15 protein-coding genes and 1 pseudogene are annotated in these 17,416 nt (G+C 46.1%); 15 read left to right on the plus strand and 1 reads right to left on the minus strand.

What is annotated here, in order from left to right; genetic code table 11:
* Positions 1 to 40 precede the first annotated feature (40 nt).
* From E7746_RS05990 to E7746_RS06020, 7 genes and pseudogenes are all read left to right on the plus strand, one after another.
* On the plus strand, positions 41 to 319 hold the full coding sequence (locus tag E7746_RS05990) for a hypothetical protein (protein WP_136410195.1): 279 nt from the start codon (positions 41 to 43) through the stop codon (positions 317 to 319).
* A gap of 14 nt (positions 320 to 333) precedes the next feature.
* Positions 334 to 2,661 (plus strand): glycoside hydrolase family 31 protein, encoded by a 2,328-nt coding sequence (locus E7746_RS05995; RefSeq protein ID WP_238337374.1) that lies wholly within the window; start codon positions 334 to 336, stop codon positions 2,659 to 2,661.
* Between the two features lie 72 nt (positions 2,662 to 2,733).
* Entirely contained in the window at positions 2,734 to 5,145 is a 2,412-nt protein-coding gene (locus tag E7746_RS06000; RefSeq protein WP_136410197.1) for a glycoside hydrolase family 2 protein, read from the plus strand.
* Between the two features lie 17 nt (positions 5,146 to 5,162).
* Positions 5,163 to 5,477 (plus strand): annotated as a pseudogene (locus E7746_RS06005) (glycosyl hydrolase); the annotation flags it as partial.
* 43 nt (positions 5,478 to 5,520) lie between these two features.
* Positions 5,521 to 5,781, plus strand: a complete 261-nt coding sequence (locus E7746_RS15385; RefSeq protein ID WP_289818844.1) for a glycoside hydrolase family 97 N-terminal domain-containing protein — start codon at positions 5,521 to 5,523, stop codon at positions 5,779 to 5,781.
* A gap of 1,685 nt (positions 5,782 to 7,466) precedes the next feature.
* On the plus strand, positions 7,467 to 7,865 hold the full coding sequence (locus E7746_RS06015) for a hypothetical protein (RefSeq protein ID WP_016277697.1): 399 nt from the start codon (positions 7,467 to 7,469) through the stop codon (positions 7,863 to 7,865).
* A gap of 100 nt (positions 7,866 to 7,965) precedes the next feature.
* Positions 7,966 to 9,525 (plus strand): relaxase/mobilization nuclease domain-containing protein, encoded by a 1,560-nt coding sequence (locus E7746_RS06020; RefSeq protein ID WP_136410198.1) that lies wholly within the window; start codon positions 7,966 to 7,968, stop codon positions 9,523 to 9,525.
* A gap of 407 nt (positions 9,526 to 9,932) precedes the next feature.
* On the opposite strand, the gene E7746_RS06025 is transcribed toward E7746_RS06020, so the two are convergent.
* A complete protein-coding gene (locus tag E7746_RS06025; RefSeq protein WP_136410199.1) occupies positions 9,933 to 10,517 on the minus strand; it encodes a hypothetical protein in 585 nt (194 codons plus the stop codon).
* A gap of 436 nt (positions 10,518 to 10,953) precedes the next feature.
* On the opposite strand from E7746_RS06025, the gene E7746_RS06030 reads away from it, so the two are divergent.
* From E7746_RS06030 to E7746_RS06065, 8 genes are all read left to right on the plus strand, one after another.
* The gene (locus E7746_RS06030; RefSeq protein ID WP_016277694.1) at positions 10,954 to 11,652 is read left to right on the plus strand and encodes a ParA family protein; all 699 of its coding nucleotides are present in this window, start codon (positions 10,954 to 10,956) and stop codon (positions 11,650 to 11,652) included.
* Entirely contained in the window at positions 11,649 to 12,023 is a 375-nt protein-coding gene (locus tag E7746_RS06035) for a hypothetical protein (RefSeq protein ID WP_016277693.1), read from the plus strand. Before E7746_RS06030 ends, E7746_RS06035 begins: the two co-directional genes overlap by 4 nt.
* A 13-nt stretch (positions 12,024 to 12,036) precedes the next feature.
* Complete coding sequence (locus E7746_RS06040) at positions 12,037 to 12,624, plus strand: hypothetical protein (RefSeq protein WP_016277692.1); 588 nt, start codon at positions 12,037 to 12,039, stop codon at positions 12,622 to 12,624.
* A 71-nt stretch (positions 12,625 to 12,695) separates the two neighbouring features.
* The gene (locus E7746_RS06045; protein WP_123617527.1) at positions 12,696 to 12,995 is read left to right on the plus strand and encodes a hypothetical protein; all 300 of its coding nucleotides are present in this window, start codon (positions 12,696 to 12,698) and stop codon (positions 12,993 to 12,995) included.
* A gap of 164 nt (positions 12,996 to 13,159) precedes the next feature.
* Entirely contained in the window at positions 13,160 to 13,516 is a 357-nt protein-coding gene (locus E7746_RS06050) for a DUF4134 domain-containing protein (protein WP_016277690.1), read from the plus strand.
* Between the two features lie 22 nt (positions 13,517 to 13,538).
* A complete protein-coding gene (locus tag E7746_RS06055; protein WP_032942047.1) occupies positions 13,539 to 13,826 on the plus strand; it encodes a DUF4133 domain-containing protein in 288 nt (95 codons plus the stop codon).
* Positions 13,827 to 16,661 (plus strand): TraG family conjugative transposon ATPase, encoded by a 2,835-nt coding sequence (locus E7746_RS06060; RefSeq protein WP_016277688.1) that lies wholly within the window; start codon positions 13,827 to 13,829, stop codon positions 16,659 to 16,661.
* Between the two features lie 26 nt (positions 16,662 to 16,687).
* Positions 16,688 to 17,413 carry a hypothetical protein gene (locus tag E7746_RS06065; protein ID WP_016277687.1) on the plus strand — a complete coding sequence of 242 codons (726 nt, stop codon included), beginning with the start codon at positions 16,688 to 16,690 and terminating at the stop codon, positions 17,411 to 17,413.
* The last annotated feature ends 3 nt before the right edge of the window (positions 17,414 to 17,416 follow it).

Genomic DNA, 17,416 nt, shown 5'->3' on the forward strand with positions numbered 1-17,416 from the left:
TGCCTTTTCAACTATATCCGTCTTGTCTATCTCATGTAACATGGCAGCCTTGACCGGAAAAGCCGTATTCTCTGATTTTGATTATCGTGTGACCGAACAATTCTTCCAGCCCGATACATCCCATGGTGTGTATTCGTTCTATTATTCAATGGATAATAATTCATTTGAACAAGTGCCGCTGAAACTTCCTGCTGATATATTAAGCACTAAGACTGCAGGAAATTTACTGGTACTATGGTTGGAGTGTATGCCACATCACAACAAAAGAATTCTCGAGAACAATAATAATAACATTATTCATTTTTTAATTAAGCAATGAAGAAACTTTTTTTCATGGCTGTAATCGCCATTTTTTCTTCGTCAGGCTTACTGGCGCAGAAAATTGACTTCTATACCCCTGGTATAGTGAGAGTTACAAGAGATAATGGAGAGGATGCTTCTAAGAATGTATCTCTTGTAGTCACTGCTACTCCTGAAAATGTTGCAGTAGTAAAAAAATCAGAGGATGGTAAAACTGTATATACTACAGACCAGCTCACAGTCACAGTGGAAAACGGTAAGGTGTCTTTTGCCGACTCAAAAGGTAATCTCTTGATGACCGAAGGCGAATATGCTTTCACGCCTCGCCATACTGGTCCTGACCGTAATTCTTATAAGGTAAAGCAAACATTCTCGGTAGAACCTGACGAGGCTATATACGGTATCGGTATGCTTCAAAACGGCAAACTGAATCAGCGCGGCGAGCAACGTCGTATGGAACAGGCTAATACCGAGGACTATGCTCACTTCTATCAGAGTGTCAAAGGTTACGGCGTATACTGGGATAATTATTCTCCAACGTTCATATCGGTACCCGAAAATGGCATGGCCGGTGAACTTGTTCTCGAATCGGAAGTCGGTGATATCATAGACTACTATTTCATCTACGGCGGCGACGCCGACGGTGTAATAGCCGGTATGCGTCATCTTTCTGGTAAAGTGCCTATGGCTCCCCTTTGGACCTATGGTTTTCATCAGAGCCGCGAACGCTATGCAACACAATCTGAATTACTTGAGGTTGTGGATAAATATCGCGACCTGAAAATCCCCTATGATGGTATCGTACAGGACTGGGAATACTGGGGCAGTCCTTTCCTTTGGAATGCAATGGAATTCCTTGCAGAAGGTTTTCCCGAACCTCAGAAGATGATCGATCATGTACATGATCAGAATGCTCATATAAGCGTATCTGTATGGCAGTCTTTTGGCATAGGTACAAAACCTTATCGCGAACTGGCTCGCAAAGGTCACCTGCTTGATTTTGAGACATTCCCTCCCAGTGGTCTCCCAGGCTGGCCTCCTCGCGATGATTATCCCAGCGGTTCAAGAGTCTATGACGCGTATAGCGCTGAAGCCCGTGACATATATTGGAAAAATCTCTCACGTCTCCACCGTATGGGTGTTGATTGCTGGTGGATGGACTCTACCGATCCCGATTTCTATAACGAAAACGACCGCGACCTTGATGTGCCGACGGCGCTCGGATCACTGCGATCGGTGCGCAATGCATATCCTCTTATGACTGTAGAGGGCGTGTACAACCATCAGCGCGATGTCGACAGCACCAAGCGCGCATTTATCTTTACGCGTTCCTATTTTGCTGGTCAGCAGCGCACAGGTGCCAATACATGGAGTGGCGACGTAGCTTCGTCATGGGATGCAATGCGTAAGCAAATACCTGTGTGCCTGAACTTTACCCTGACTGCTAATCCAAATGTTCATTCAGACATAAGTGGTTTCCTTGCCCACGACTACAATACAAATGGTTGGGCTTCAGCAAAAGATAATCCTCAGTTCCGAGAACTATATGTAAGATGGATGCAGCTTGGCGCATTCATGACAATGATGCGAAGCCATGGTACAGGAGCTCCCCGTGAAATATATCTCTATGGAAAAAAGGGAGAACCTGTTTATGACGCCCTTGTAGATGCTGTAAAACTACGCTATCGTTTCCTACCGTATATATATAGCCACGCCTGGCAAGTGTCAAAAAATGATGATTCGTTCATGAGAGCTCTCTTCATGGACTTTAAAAACGATAAAAAAACATGGGATATAAACGATGAATTTATGTTTGGCCGCAATCTGCTGGTTTGTCCTATAGGCAGAGCGCTCTTTACTCCTGAAGAGATCGACCGTTCCGGGAAATTCGCAGAAGTTGACTGGAATGCCGCCAAGACCTATGATGTATATCTTCCCGAAGGAATACGCTGGTATGATTTCTGGACAGGAGAGCTGTTTGACGGCGGGCAGACTATTGCTGCCGATGCACCTATTTCAAGATGTCCGTTATATGTTAAGGAGGGTAGTATTCTCCCATTAGGTCCTGACGTACAGTATGCCAATGAAAACAAATACGATAATATTGACATAGTCGTATATCCCGGAAAAGATGCTTCATTCCTGCTTTATGAGGACGAGGGTGACAATTATAATTACGAAAAGGGCAAATATTCTACTATTCCCTTGAAATGGAATGATAAAGCCAAGAGGCTTACAATAGGCAAACGCAGTGGATCTTTTGACGGCATGCCTCTCTCTCGCAAGTTTAATGTAAAGATTGTCGGTGATGATAAAGTCAGAGAGATACGCTACAACGGAAATCAGATTTCAGTGAAATAAGCCCCAGACTTCATTTAATCTTAAAAAGGGGGATACGTGAATACTTATTCCCCTTTTTTTACAACCAAATTTATGAATAGATTAAGATATATTTTCTCGATTTGTGTGGTTATGCTTACACCGGCATTTGTAATCAATGCCAGATCAAACATTTCTGCAATAAACTCTACGCAAAGAAAACAACTGATTGACGATGCGTGGCAATTCACCCTTGTACAAAACGATAAAGGAGAGCAGGTGCCAACCAGTTTCCAGATGGTTGATCTACCTCATGACTGGAGTATATTGAATGACTTTACCAAAGGCGCTGCCATGGGTAATGACGGCGGGTACCTTCCTGCTGGTAAGGGTTTGTATAAGAAAACATTGGTAGCAACAAACGATGATATAGGCAAAGGTAGACATATGCTGTATCTTGAGGGAGCGTATATGGACGCCCATGTCTTTGTAAACGATTCATTAGTAGGCCATAGACCGTATGGATATTCATCTGTGTTATATGACCTTTCCTCATATCTCAAACCGGGCGAGAATGAGCTGTCGATTTCTGTAGACAATTCACAACAAAGAAACGCACGATGGTACACAGGTTCGGGAATATATCGTCATGTGTGGCTGTTGAATCTGCCAAACACGCATGTAAAGCCATGGTCGGTTTATATCACCACGCCCAAGGTAGAGAAATATAGATCCACAGTCAAGGCTTCGTTTGATGTAAACGGTCAATCCGACGGATTCACAGCAAGTGTTTATATAAAGAATTCCGATGGCAAACTTCTATATGAAACCAATACCCCTATAAACAGTGAGTCAAACAACGTAGAGTTTAAAGATGTCCCCTTAGAGCTTTGGGATATTGACTCTCCATATATTTACACGTTGGAAATTTGTCTTAAAGACAAAGATGGAAACATAATTGATACTATTGACGAAACTTTCGGCGTGAGAAAGATTGAATACTCGGTATCTGAAGGGTTCAAATTAAATGATAGACCGGTATTGTTGACTGGTGCGTGTGTACATAGTGATAACGGACTTATCGGAGCAAGAAGCTATGACGCTGCAGAAGCCCACAAGGTTAAAATGCTTAAGGAGGCTGGATTCAATGCCGTTCGTACGAGCCATAATCATCCGGCACCGTCATTTCTTGACGAGTGTGACCGTCAGGGAATCCTCGTTATTGACGAAGCTTTTGATGGATGGCGTTGGGAGAAAAAACCGTTTGATTATTCCAAACACATTGATCAGTGGTGGGACGCCGACATTAAGTCTCTCGTGCTCCGTGATAGAAATCACCCGTCCATAATATGCTGGAGTATCGGCAATGAAGTAATAGAGCGTAAGCAGATTGAAGTTGTGAAGACTGCTAAAAAACTTGCTGACCTTTGCCGGGAACTCGACCCGACACGTCCTGTGACAAGTGCACTGTGTACCTGGGACCATGAGTGGGACATTTTCGACCCTTTGGCAGCCGAGCTTGACATAGTAGGTTATAATTATCTAATGCATAAGGCCGAAGATGATCATAATCGTGTGCCCGACAGAATCATGTGGCAGACGGAGTCTTATCCCCGCGATGCTTTTGACAACTGGAGTAGAACTGCGAACCTTCCTTATGTGATAGGTGATTTCGTATGGACCGGAATTGACTATTTGGGCGAATCAGGAATAGGAAAGTATTATTATGCAGGTGAAAATAATACCGAATTTTTTGTAAGTGATCAATGGCCCTGGCATTCTTCATATTGTGGAGATATCGACCTGATATATCAGCGCAAGCCTATATCTCACTATCGAGAAATTCTTTATAGTGATAAGCCTTCATTATTCATGTATGTGAAGGAGCCAGAGGGGTATTATGGCTCTATAAATGAAAGTATGTGGGGAACTTATCCTTCATGGGAAAGCTGGACATGGCCCGGATATGAAGGTAAGCCTATAGAAATAGAAGTTATTACCAAATTCCCTGCTGTAAGACTTTATGTGAATGGCTCAGAATATGATACCAAAAAAGTAACATATGACACAAAGTATAAAGCAGTATTCAGCGTGCCCTATGAGGCGGGTAATATAAAATCTGTAGCCCTGGATAAAAATGGCGATGAGACTGATTATTTATCAATCATGGAAACAGCCGGGAATCCAGTGGCTGTCAAGCTTACCGCAAATAGAAATATCCTTACAGCTAACAACCAGGATCTTATATTTGTGTTGGCAGAGGTCGTTGATAAAAATGGGAATTTAGTCCCTATTGCCGACAATGAAATAACTTTTTCAGTGCTTGGTGAAGGAGAATTGATTGGATCTGGAAGTGCAGACCCCAAATCAACTCAGGGCTATCATCACCCAAACCATAAAGCATGGAAAGGGAAAGTCGGTGCTGTAATTAAGTCTACCGGTAAGCCCGGTAATGTTATTATTAAGGCTGAAGCCATAGGTCTTAAGGTTGCACAAATAAAACTCAAGTCACTACGACAGAAATGAAAGCTATGTCTGTAATAATGTCTTTAATCATTATCCCTGCAATGGGAGTTAAGGCAGAGATGCCTATATATCAGAATGATTCATATCCAATACAAGAACGTGTGGAAGATGTTCTCAACCGTATGACTCTTGATGAAAAAGTAGCGATGTGTCATGCTCAGGGGAAATTTTCCTCGCCAGGTGTTCCTCGTCTTGGAATCCCTGATTTATGGCTCAGCGATGGTCCTCACGGTGTTAGAGCCGAGATTAACTGGAACGACTGGAGTTCTTGTAATCGTACAAACGACTCAACTACTGCATTTCCGGCGTTGACTGCGTTGGCAGCTACATGGCGGGAAAACAGTTGTCACCATCTCCGACAATGGCGGCAAAGCTGTGTATTCTGTTGATTATGACGGAAAACGTTTTATACAGGACTCCCCGCTTGGCATGAAAACCAATATCGGTGACTACACAGATGGGCTTTCCATTTCAGGAAATCCTGTTATTGAAAAGATAACAGACTCAGATTCTCTTCCCAACATAAAAAAGAGTGAGGTAAACTATAATGCTAACAAGGGGGAACTGACTTTTGCCAAAGGGGAAACGCCTGTGTTCGATTTCAAATTATCGGCAAATATATGTCTATATTGTTAATAGATATTAAATATTGCCGATTCCACACGATTTTAACCTTGAATTTGAGCAAAATCTTGTTCAAAACCCCACTTTTGAGGCTCGCAACTTCCGTACTGTGTTGATATACCGTATATTGTAAGCCCACATCCTCAATCGTGTGCAAAACTGCACACGATTGGTCTTGCACACGAATTACACACGGCAGAGCCGCACAGGGCGCACTCAGATGCCGTTTGGACATAAAGAAAAAACACTGCTACTGAACCAGTTGCAGTGTTTTGCAGTATTCTGCCGAATACTTCTGTGATCCGAGCGGGCCTTGTGAGAGTGGTGTTATCTTGTTGATTTTCAATTTGTTGGTTGATATAATTGAGAAGCAATGTACCACGGTTTGTACCACATTTTCCGCTCTATTTTGGAGGGCAAAATTGCCCTGATTTATCACTACCTGCGAGAGCATCACAAAATTAACACTTATTATCCGAATATTTGCCAAATAAACAATATTTAACTATTAAAAATTGTGGTTCTCATACTTGAACGCCTGTTTTCGGGCAAAAGTTCGGTGCTGTGGACGGGTGTCCGGGAGCCTCAAAAAAGGTGGCGAAAAAGGTGGCGCACACTGACCGAAAAAGTGGCGGAAAAGGTGTCTGTAAAAGTGTCCCCAAAGGTGTCCCCATAAGTGTCCGAAAGAGTGTCCCCAAGAGTGTATGTAAGTGTGTCTGTATCAGTGGCGGTAAATGTGTCGGAACGGGTGTCTGAAATGGTGGCGGCAGAAGTGGCGGATAAGGTGTCGGTCAAGGTGACGGCAAAGGTGGCGCATATCAGCCGAAATCCGTACTGTTTTTCCCACTTGCTTCCCAGTCTGAAAAATCCCACCGCAGGGAGAAGATTATGCCTGCCCTCCTGATTTTCTCCCTTAAAGAAAATTTCACGGAGCAGTCCTGTGTCGATACCGTCTCCACAACGACCGTAATCCTCTCCAGCCGAGCAGAAGCAGCCAACAAATCATACGCCATACCAAAGACACAATCCGGCAGGCAAGACGTATAATCATTACAAGCGACCATCGGATAAAGCGGAGCAATAATCCTGCGACTATCGCAACGGGCAATAGATATATCATCAATAGAAGTGCGAACATGGTGAGAGATATTATGATGTTCAGATAGTCTGATAATGCCATTTCAACATCATCAAACTATCGCCCGAAGTAATGCTCCGAGTATGTAAATATACTAAATTTCAATGACTTATGCAAATTTTCAAGCCATTATTTTAGTACATATTCATCTGATTTTCACATCATTTCATGCTCTGATACAAGCCATATCACTGTATATGATAATGTGATTGTCGTGACAGCAACAGCAGTCACTATCCGATAACGACAGTATGTGATAATAAGAGTGTATGATACATAGGGCAAATCATTATTCTTTGATTGAGTACCGATGTTCCAAGTTGTCAGATAAAAAGATTATGTTCGGAATTTGTGCGCGGTCAACCGAAGTGAGCTAACTTCGCCGCGCGAAGCGAGGTCGGGAGTGCATCAGGGCACTCGTGCCAAAGGTGCAGAATTTGTTAAGCAAGTTGTACTTTTCCCCGGATAAAACGGAGTTTTACCGAAGAAAAGTAACTTGCCACCCTGTCGGGCGGAGAAAATCAGCTCGCAACTCGCCGATTTTTAATCACTGGAAAATATGGAAAAGAGAACCAACAGAATAGAGATTCTATTTACCGACACCGAACTTGAACGGCTCAAAGTCCGCTCAAAGGAATTCAGGAGCATAAGCTCGTATATCCGTGCCGCACTTGTGGAGTTTTCCGACAAGGACGCGAAAGACCGTATGCAAGCCGTGGAAGAGATGGCCTCGCTCTGCCGGAGATTCAAGGACGAACTTGGCTGGGCCGGCGGCAATCTCAACCAGGCAATGAAACGCGCCAACGAACTTTCCGTAGCCGGATTGTTGAGCGAGACATATTATAAAGAGGTACTGATACCTTCCATAGATGGCTTGAAGAAGACTATGGATAAAATCATAGCCGAACACTCCGATGTAGTAAGCAAGATAATACGCAGTGTACTGAAGAACGGATAATCCGAACATCTGATGCAACTATAACCGAATTATCATATAGCCCCGGTTCCTTATACTCATATAATCCCAAACCGTGATTTTATCTTAATCATATATTCACATGATAGCGACAATACTTCCTTCAAGCACCTGCTTCCATGCAGTCGGATATAATGAACGCAAGGTAGCCAAAGGCTCGGCACATCTGCTGGAAATGAAAAATTTTGATGCGGTCGAAATGTTGGGACACCATACCCCCGACGACCTCGTCGCCTATCTTGAAAATTACTCTTCCAAAAATCCGAGAATCAAGAAAGCGCAGTTCCACATGGCGTTTTCATGCCGGGGACACGAAAAGACGGAACAGGAACTTCTGGACTTCGCCCATGAATATCTCCGGGAGATGGGATATGGAGAAGAAGGACAGCTCCTGCTGGTTTACGGACATACCGATACTGACAACACACATATACATATAATAACATCGCGTGTGGCACCGGACGGTCGCAAGATAGACCATAACCATGAACGGGTAAGGTCGCAACGTGTGGTCGAGCGGTTGCTTGGAAACGACATTAACGAGAAAGCACACAGGGATATGGAAGAAGCCTTGTCTTATAAATTCGCATCCATCACACAGTTCAAGGCTCTTATGAACTCGCTCGGTTATGAGTGTTACGACAATGAGGGAGTGGTATCCATAAAACGTGGCGGTGCCGTGTGTCTTAAAATACCGCTGGAGGAAATCAGCTCACATTACCGTTCAACGACATTCGACCGCCAGCGCAGGAGACAGCTCCGCGCCATATTCGCCAAATACCGAGACCTGACCGCCAACAAGAAAGAACTCGCCGATGAACTGAAAAGGAAATTCGGTATCGAGCTTGTGTTTTTCGGAAAGAAAGATTCTCCATACGGCTATATGATAATCGACCATAACAAGAAAGCTGTCATCAACGGAGGCAAGATATATCCGATAAAGGAGCTGCTGGATTTTGCGACACCTGATGAACGGTTCGCAAGAATAGACTCACAAATCGACGCCCAGTTAGCAAATGATCCAAAAATCACCATCGGCGAGCTTAACGACATACTGAGCCGCCAGTACAAAGCCTATGTGAAACAAGGGCAGATATGGCGAGGCAGAGACAGCCGTCCTCTCCGTTCCCATATGTGGGAGGCTCTGAGACGCAACAACCGTATTCAATGGGTGGAGTCATTCGCTCCGGCAACGGAAGCGGAGCGGGACTTTCTCTGTTCGATCGGAAAGGTGACTGTGCCCCACATGGTGGAAATCAACGGGACAAGGACAACACAATACAATAATCGGCTGTCAGATCTGAGAAGCATATTTGACAGCAGCACAGGTTATATACACCGTCAGACACTCCGCAGTGCAGGATTTACAATCCGGGATATTGAGGGAGAAATGTATGCCTTTGACATGAAAGCCCGCGTCCTTATAAATCTTGAAAACGAGGGCTTCGATATAAGACGGCTCCAGTTTGTCAAGAATCCCGTCGAGGACAAAAAACAAAACGCGGCCGTCAGACGAAAGCCCGGTTCCGGAATAAGGAAGCCGCATGACGTGGAGTCAGGTCAAGGCCAGAACAGGGAATGGGAAGTAGGCTACAAAGGGGACTATGACAGGATAGATGATGAGTCCTCGATAAAACGATAGGTAATTCCGTGACTTTTATCCGATGGCCTTTTTACCGCCATTTTAATTAGAAACGTCATTTGGAGTCTGTTAATGTAATCTTTCTTGGGGTTATGTCAGGAATATGTATTAATTTTGAGCAGTGAAAGAAGTTTTCTACATATCGGCTTTGATAATTGCAATCATTGGGGCTATTATTATAGTCCGATGGTTTGCTCGTTTCATATCAAGACGGTTAAATCCCTGGCTTTCTACATTACTAACTCTTATTGTTACCGGTTTGCTAATTATATTTTTGATAATGTGCATTTTCACTGTCAGCATGAGCTTGGGGCCAACAAATCCAAATATCTTATAGCCGAGTTTTGTTGATATTAAACCGTAGCAGTAGAATATACATAGGTCGCTTATGTAGCAAAATACATAACCTAAACTCCTAATTTGCCGCGAGTATATGACTGCCACAAAAGCATTATATCGCTGACTTCTGCATAATTATTATGTTGAATTAATTTACATATGTGAGTAGCTGAGGAAATTATAGGTGAATACCATTCTTTGTTATCATCGTCATTTAGCGTAATGAGAGTAGTTAAGAATGGGATAGCTTGAGCATATTCATTTAGGACAAGATACGAATAGGCAAATAATTCAGTCCGTGCAACCGAACTACCATAAAAACGGATTTGACAATTCAATACGGCATTGACAACATCAATTATTGAATTTAGATGAGATAGCTTATCATTATACACCCGGCAAATTTCATCTAAAGAAGTATCTATCTCGGTATATTCCCATTCTCCAATCACATCACCCAAAGAAAGATCTATATAATCAAATTTTATGTATAATGGTTGAATGAAATATCTAATAGAAAATGTATTAGATTGGAAACGATTTGGTTCTACACAAAACCCCGCTACCATCAAAAAATTATTATGATTGAGGAATTTATAAGCAATTTGTTTATGATGATGTAAAGATAGCTTATTTGCTATCTTTAATGCCACATTTGAAATCCGAGAATTACGCATATTACTTGGTCTTGAGTGCAAATATAGTAATAATTCTGGTATATATCTTCTTCCATATCAAGCAATTTTCAGTGGTTACCCTTAATAGAAAGAGGAAAGGCATCCTATGCAATCACTATTTCCTGAGAATGGGGTATGAACTCCTTGCCGACTATGCTACTATAATGTGCTTACGGCTTGCGCTTCTCGTTTGAGCTATTATCAAGAAAACATCAGTCGTCTTATAAAACTAATGGCTTTCCCGTGACTTCTATCCGGTGACAATGTGTGCGTGATAGCCACTATATTACACGCTCAGATAGCCATTTCAACACAATATCGCATTATCCGATGATGAAAACTGTTCGGAATTTCGGGTTTAGCAATCGGCCCATGATAATTTTGCTCAAAAACCAACCGACAGTTTCTATCAATGGAATCAACCTGTATAATCACATTCGCCAATCAGAAAGGCGGAGTCGGCAAGACAACGCTGTGCGCCCTTTTCGCAAGCTACCTTGTGTCAAGGGGGCACAGCGTGACCGTGTTCGACACCGATCCGCAGCAGTCCATCGTCAAGAAACGCACAGCGGACACCGCCACCTATGCAGGAGTGCCGCTGCCTTATAACATATATCCTTTCAGCATGAGCAACGAGCCGGCTCTTATCGCGCTGATCGAGAACCTGCACAACTCAGCCGCCGTGGACTTCGCTCTGTTTGACTCGGCAGGCAGTCTCAACGACCAGGCGTTGCTGGCACTTTTCGCCAATACGGATTATTTGCTGACTCCGTTCCACTATGACAATCTGACCGTACCCTCCACCGCTATATTTGTCGCCATGATAGTCGAATTGAGACGAAGCATCGGAAATGCCATGAAAACGGTACACTATGTAATACCCAATCTTGAAGAACAGGGTGTCGGCACCAAAGAGGAAAAGGAGTTATGGAAGCTCGTGAACAAGAAGCTGAGCGAACACGTGCGTATAGCACCGACCGTTTATAAACGCCAGACACTACGCCGTTTCAGCACAATCTCCGGCATGGACGACCAGATGCTCGTAGTTTCACCGGCCTTCGACCATATTTACAATGACATATTCGGCATACCAAATACAGAAGAAGAATGAACCAGGACACCCCATACCCCAAACTGAACGACCTGCTCGGAGGACTCGGCAACCTTGTTCCCGGAGCGGAGACCATGCCACCGGCACCGGAACAGCATACCGTTCCCGAACCTGAGCCGTCGCCCGACAATGACGATGACTGGGAGCTTTTCAGAAAGAACCTTGCCCTGTATAATTTCAGGGAGAAAAAAGATGACCGCATGATATGCAAGCTCGACCGCGACCTTGCGGACTCCCTCGATGCCTGCGACATCGACCGCAAATGCCGCTCCGATATTGTGAACGCAATAGTCAGGACTTTTGTAAACCGGTATCTTGACAGGCTTCGGCAATTCAGGAAAAACAACAGGTCATTACTCGGCAACACATAAAAACTTACTGGATATGAGAACAATCAAATGGTCTTATGATATGCTCCGCACACTGCGTGAGATGTATCCGCACGACACGAATACACGGATAGCAGCAGCTATCGGTGTGGGTACGAGGTGTGTGGTGGCGAAAGCAGCCGAACTCGGACTTGAAAAGGAACGTGACATCAGACGCAAGGAAGCTGAGAGAATCCTGATGGAGAATTACCGCACTCATTCCCAGTCCGAACTGTCACGCCTGACAGGATTGAGTCTCCGCACCGTCAAACGCATGGCCGGACGTTTGGGACTGAAACGCGATGCCGATGATGCCTCACGGTTCATTTCCTCCAGACGCAAGGAAATAATACGTCGTGAGAGACTGCGCCTGAGGATAGGACTTGCCCCGATAACCAATGTCAAGGTCACAGGCAACCGCCGACGAGCCATCTTACGCAACCGGCTCAAACAATACGGATATGTGGTCATGCGAGGCAATGACACCGTATTTTTCAGTCCTGACATGGCACGCTGTTCAAGACACGAGGACAGAGGCGCATCCCTCGGCCTTACTTTTCTCCCCTTGCCGCAACAACAATCATTCACAACAAAAATAATCTGATAATCATGTTCGGAACTATTTTTACCTGCCTGACAGCCGTACTCATATTATATTATGCAGTCCTTGTCTGTATGGATCTTTTCATAAAGCCTACGGGAGCCGCCGATGAATCCGGCACACCCGATGAAGCTGAGATCGACATATCCGATGAAGCAAACTCATTCAAGGCAATCGAAATCAAGCGCGGTCAACAGAGTGCCAAGAAGCCGGTCAAGGCTCCGGCCGAGAAACCGACCCTCTCCAAGCCGCTGATGACAAATTATCTTCCGGTTGAACAGCTTGCAAGAAAAGCCCGCAACATAACCAGTTCTGAAGATGCCTCCCTCGCCGGCCTCGGAGAAATCATCATCAAATGTGAATCCGCTGCTTGACATCAACTGACTTGCCGCTAACCATATTCGTATAACCCGATACCTCTCTCTCCAACCGATGCCTTTATTGAACTAAGTTGTCTTTACTGCCCGACACTGCCTTTAACGCCCTGCATTGCCTTTAACGCCCGATAACCTTTTCAAGAACTTATCAATCAGCGTATATGCAGAAAATCAAATCAAAGTGTCAGCGTGCTATCTCACGCCTCGGCAACTCAGCCTTCGCCCGTAAGGGTATGCTTGCTATGGGCGCGGTGATGCTCACCGTGTCCGACATGATGGCCGCCAGCAAGGGTGCGGCAGGCTTCACCAAAGCCACACAGGAGGTAAGCTCCTACCAGACCCCTGTCTCCAATCTCATGAAGGCGATCGCCGCAGTGATTGTCCTCGTGGGTGCCTTCAACGTCTATTTCAAGATGCAGAACGGCGACCAGGATGTCAAGAAGACCATCATGCTCACCATCGGCGGCTGTATCGCCTTCATCGCACTGAGCGAGGCTCTTCCGCTCTTCTTCAAGTAAGCAACCGCAGATCCATACAGTCATGGCGATATACAACGACGGCTATCCGGTTTACAAAGGGTTACAGAAACCATTGGAGTTCATGGGAATACGCGGACGTTTCCTGACATTGGCGGCTGCCGCCATAGGAGTGTCCTTCGTGGGGTTCATAGTGTTCTCCATAGCATTGGGAAAGCTCGCGGGGTTTATCGCCATGCTTGTAATGGCCGCCGCAGGGCTGGTGACAATATATGTCAAGCAGCGCGGCGGACTGCACAACAAGCGGAAAGACCGTGGAATCTTTATCTATCACAATTTATTCAAGCACTGAATGGCAAAGGAAAACAAAAAAGTCTTCGACGGGATATACGCCCAGTTGGAGGAAACGGACGGTAATGTGGTGCTGTTCGACGCAAAGGGGGCCCCCTCTGTCATTTTTGAAATGACAAACCCTGTTCTCCGGCTGTGTACCGACTCGGAGCGGTACATGGTATTTCAGGACGTGCTGGCTAACATCGTCCAGACGCTCGGCGAGGGCTATGCCTTGCAGAAGCAGGACATATTCTGCCGCCAGCGTTACCACCGCGACGTGCCCGAAGACGCCGAGTTCCTGACCCGGAGTTATTTCAATTACTTCGAGGGCCGTGAGTTCACTGAAATCACAACCTATCTGATAGTGACACAGGAGGCGCAGCGCGGACAGTTCGTGCAATACGACCCCAAGAAATGGCTCGACTTCCATTCAAAGGTCGCCAAAGTTGACGACATCCTTACCGAGAAAGGGATAAGCCACCGCAAGCTGACAAAGCCGGAGGTCAACGAGTACCTGCACCGCTTCATGGCGTTCCATTTCCAGCACGGCCCATTCTCCATGACAAATTTCAAGGCTTCCGACGAATACCTGCGGACAGGCAGCCGCATTATCCGCTCATATCCCCTTGTGGATATTGACGAAATAAATCTCCCCTCGGTAGTGAAGCCATATACCGAGATGAGTGTCAACGGTTATCCCGTGGCTACCGATGTGTTCTCATTTCTTGCCGAAGTGCCCCACGCCGACTGTGTGGTGTTCAATCAGGTGGTGCAGATACCGGGACAGCGGAAGCTGCTCAGAAAACTGCAAGGTAAGGCGAAACGTCACGGCTCCATGCCCGATCCGAGCAACAAGATAGCGAAAGCCGACATTGAGGAAGTTCTCAACATCCTCGCCGTTGACTCTTCCCTTCTTGTCAACACCAATTTCAACATCATCGTGAGCTGTCCTCCCGACAAGGTTACACCGGTCACATCGTTTCTTGAGACCAAACTCTACGAGTGCGGCATAATGCCGTCACGAACAGCCTACAACCAGCTGGAACTGTTCATCAACTCCTTTCCGGGCTGTGCCTACGGCTTCAATCCCGACTATGACCTGTTCCTCACACTGTCGGACTCGGCACTGTGCCTTTTCTTCAAGGAACACCTCAAAGGGTGCGAGGACACGCCTCTCACCACATTCTACACCGACCGTCAGGGACTCCCGGTGTGCATAGACATAACCGGCAAGGAGGGCAAGGTGAAGATGACCGACAACGCCAACTTCTTCTGCATCGGGCCAAGCGGCAGCGGCAAATCCTTCCACATGAACAGTGTGGTAAGGCAGCTGTTGGAGCAGAACACCGATGTCGTGATGGTCGATACCGGCGACTCCTACGAGGGTATTTGCGGCTATTTCGGCGGCACATATATCTCATACTCAAAGGAGAAGCCTATCTCGATGAACCCGTTTAAGGTGACACGCGAGGAATATGAGCAGAACTTCGGGGAGAAGAAGAATTTTCTCAAATCGCTGATATTCCTGATTTTCAAAGGCAACGAGGCTCCTTCAAAAATTGAGGATATGCTTGTCAACCAGGCCATAGTGGAATATTACGAGGCATATTTCAATCCGTTCACCTCATTTTCCGACACGGAGCGCGAGGGCTTGCGCCAGAAATTGCTTGTGGCAGCCAAGATGGAGGACGACTACGAGAAGTTCGCCACCGATATGCGTGACATCGAGGAACAGATAAACGCCCCTGAACCGGAGACCAAGACAACCGTCCGCGCCCTCATACTCCCTTCGGAGGAACGGCGCAACAAGATTATCCGCCAGTGCCGGGCACTGAGGGCCATGATTGTTGACCGTGCCACTACCGAGGCGGAGAAAGAGAAAGCTGCCTCAAAGATTGAGGTATATAAGAAAGAGCTGCACGAGACCTCGATGCTGATGAAGATTGACAAGCAGATAGACCACATGGAGGAGCAGAAACGCCGCCTCAAAGTGCCGTCGCTCTCCTTCAACACCTACTACGAGTTCGCCCTTGAACGGATACCGCAGATCACATCGCTGGAGAAGATACATTTCGACATACGAGACTTTGCCGCTATCCTCAAACAGTTCTACCGTGGTGGAGAGCTGGAGGTGACGCTCAACTCCGACCTTGACACCAATCTTTTCGACGAGCGGTTCATTGTCTTTGAGATTGACAAGATAAAGGATGACCCCGTGCTTTTCCCGATCATCGTGCTGATAATCATGGACGTGTTTCTTCAGAAAATGCGTATCAAGAAAGGACGCAAGGCCCTGATAATCGAGGAGGCATGGAAAGCGATAGCCTCGCCCACTATGGCGGAGTACATAAAGTTCCTGTATAAGACCGTCCGCAAGTTCCACGGCATAGCCGGTGTGGTGACACAGGAGCTTAACGATGTGATCGACTCTCCCATCGTTAAGGAGGCGATAATCAACAACTCCGATGTGAAGATATTGCTCGACCAGTCGAAATTCAAGGACAGATACAGCGACATAGCGGCCATACTCGGACTGACGCCTATTCAGAAGCAGCAGATATTCACAGTCAACGCCCTCAATAACAAGGAGGGACGCAACTACTTCAAAGAGGTGTGGATATGCCGCGGCCAGAACTCCGATGTGTATGGCGTCGAGGAGCCGCCGGAATGTTACTGGGCCTACACCACCGAGCGGGCCGAGAAAGAGGCTCTGAAAATATATCTCCGTCATTACGGCACCATGCAGGAGGCGATAACCAACATCGAGGCCGACCGCAAGAGAGCCGGAATATCCAATTATCTTGATTTTGCCCGTAAGGTCAACCAACAACAGAAAGTAATGTCGCTATGGTAAATCCAAAACATAATTCACAATACGCCATGCGTAATCTCATGCTGATTATATGCGTGACGTGCTTTTTCGGCACTGCCTCGGCTTGGAAAGTGGTGATCGACCCGTACTGCCTGAAAGCGGTGACAACCAATCTCGCATCGCAGAAAGCCATCGAGGATCAGCACAACAGGAGACTCGACTCCATATCCGCAAAGCAGAACAAGCTGGAGCAATACACCGTGAGCATGGCTACCATCACCGAACTCTACAAGGTGACTATGGAGAATATCTCAGGCTTCGGCACCGAGAGCAAATATTATGTGGAGATAGGACTGTGCGCCTTCGACATAGTTAAGAGCGTGCCGGAACTGGTAAAGACCGTAAGCAAGGCCAAGTTCACCAACAAGGCTCTCTGCCTTAACGAACTCGGCAACCTCACGGCCCAGACACAGCAGCTTGTGGCCGACTTCATCAATATAGTCAACAACGGCAAGGTTCAGAATCCCCTCAAAGGCCAGGCCACCGCCGCAACCAAGAGCGACGGATACAATCTCCTTGACCGTTACGACCGACTGACGGTAGCCAACAGGATATACACCGACCTTCTTGAAATCCGCTACAAGGTTCAGGCTATGATGGCTATGGCTCAGTACGCCACAAAAGATGACCTGTTTTTCGCCATAGACCCGGAGGGCTGGGCCAACATGAAAGTCATGCAGAATCAGGTCGGTATGCTGATACTCAACTGGAACGGACTGCGGATTATAAAATGACGG

Origin of the sequence: Muribaculum gordoncarteri, assembly GCF_004803695.1 — a bacterium.
GTDB classification, from domain to species: domain Bacteria; phylum Bacteroidota; class Bacteroidia; order Bacteroidales; family Muribaculaceae; genus Muribaculum; species Muribaculum gordoncarteri.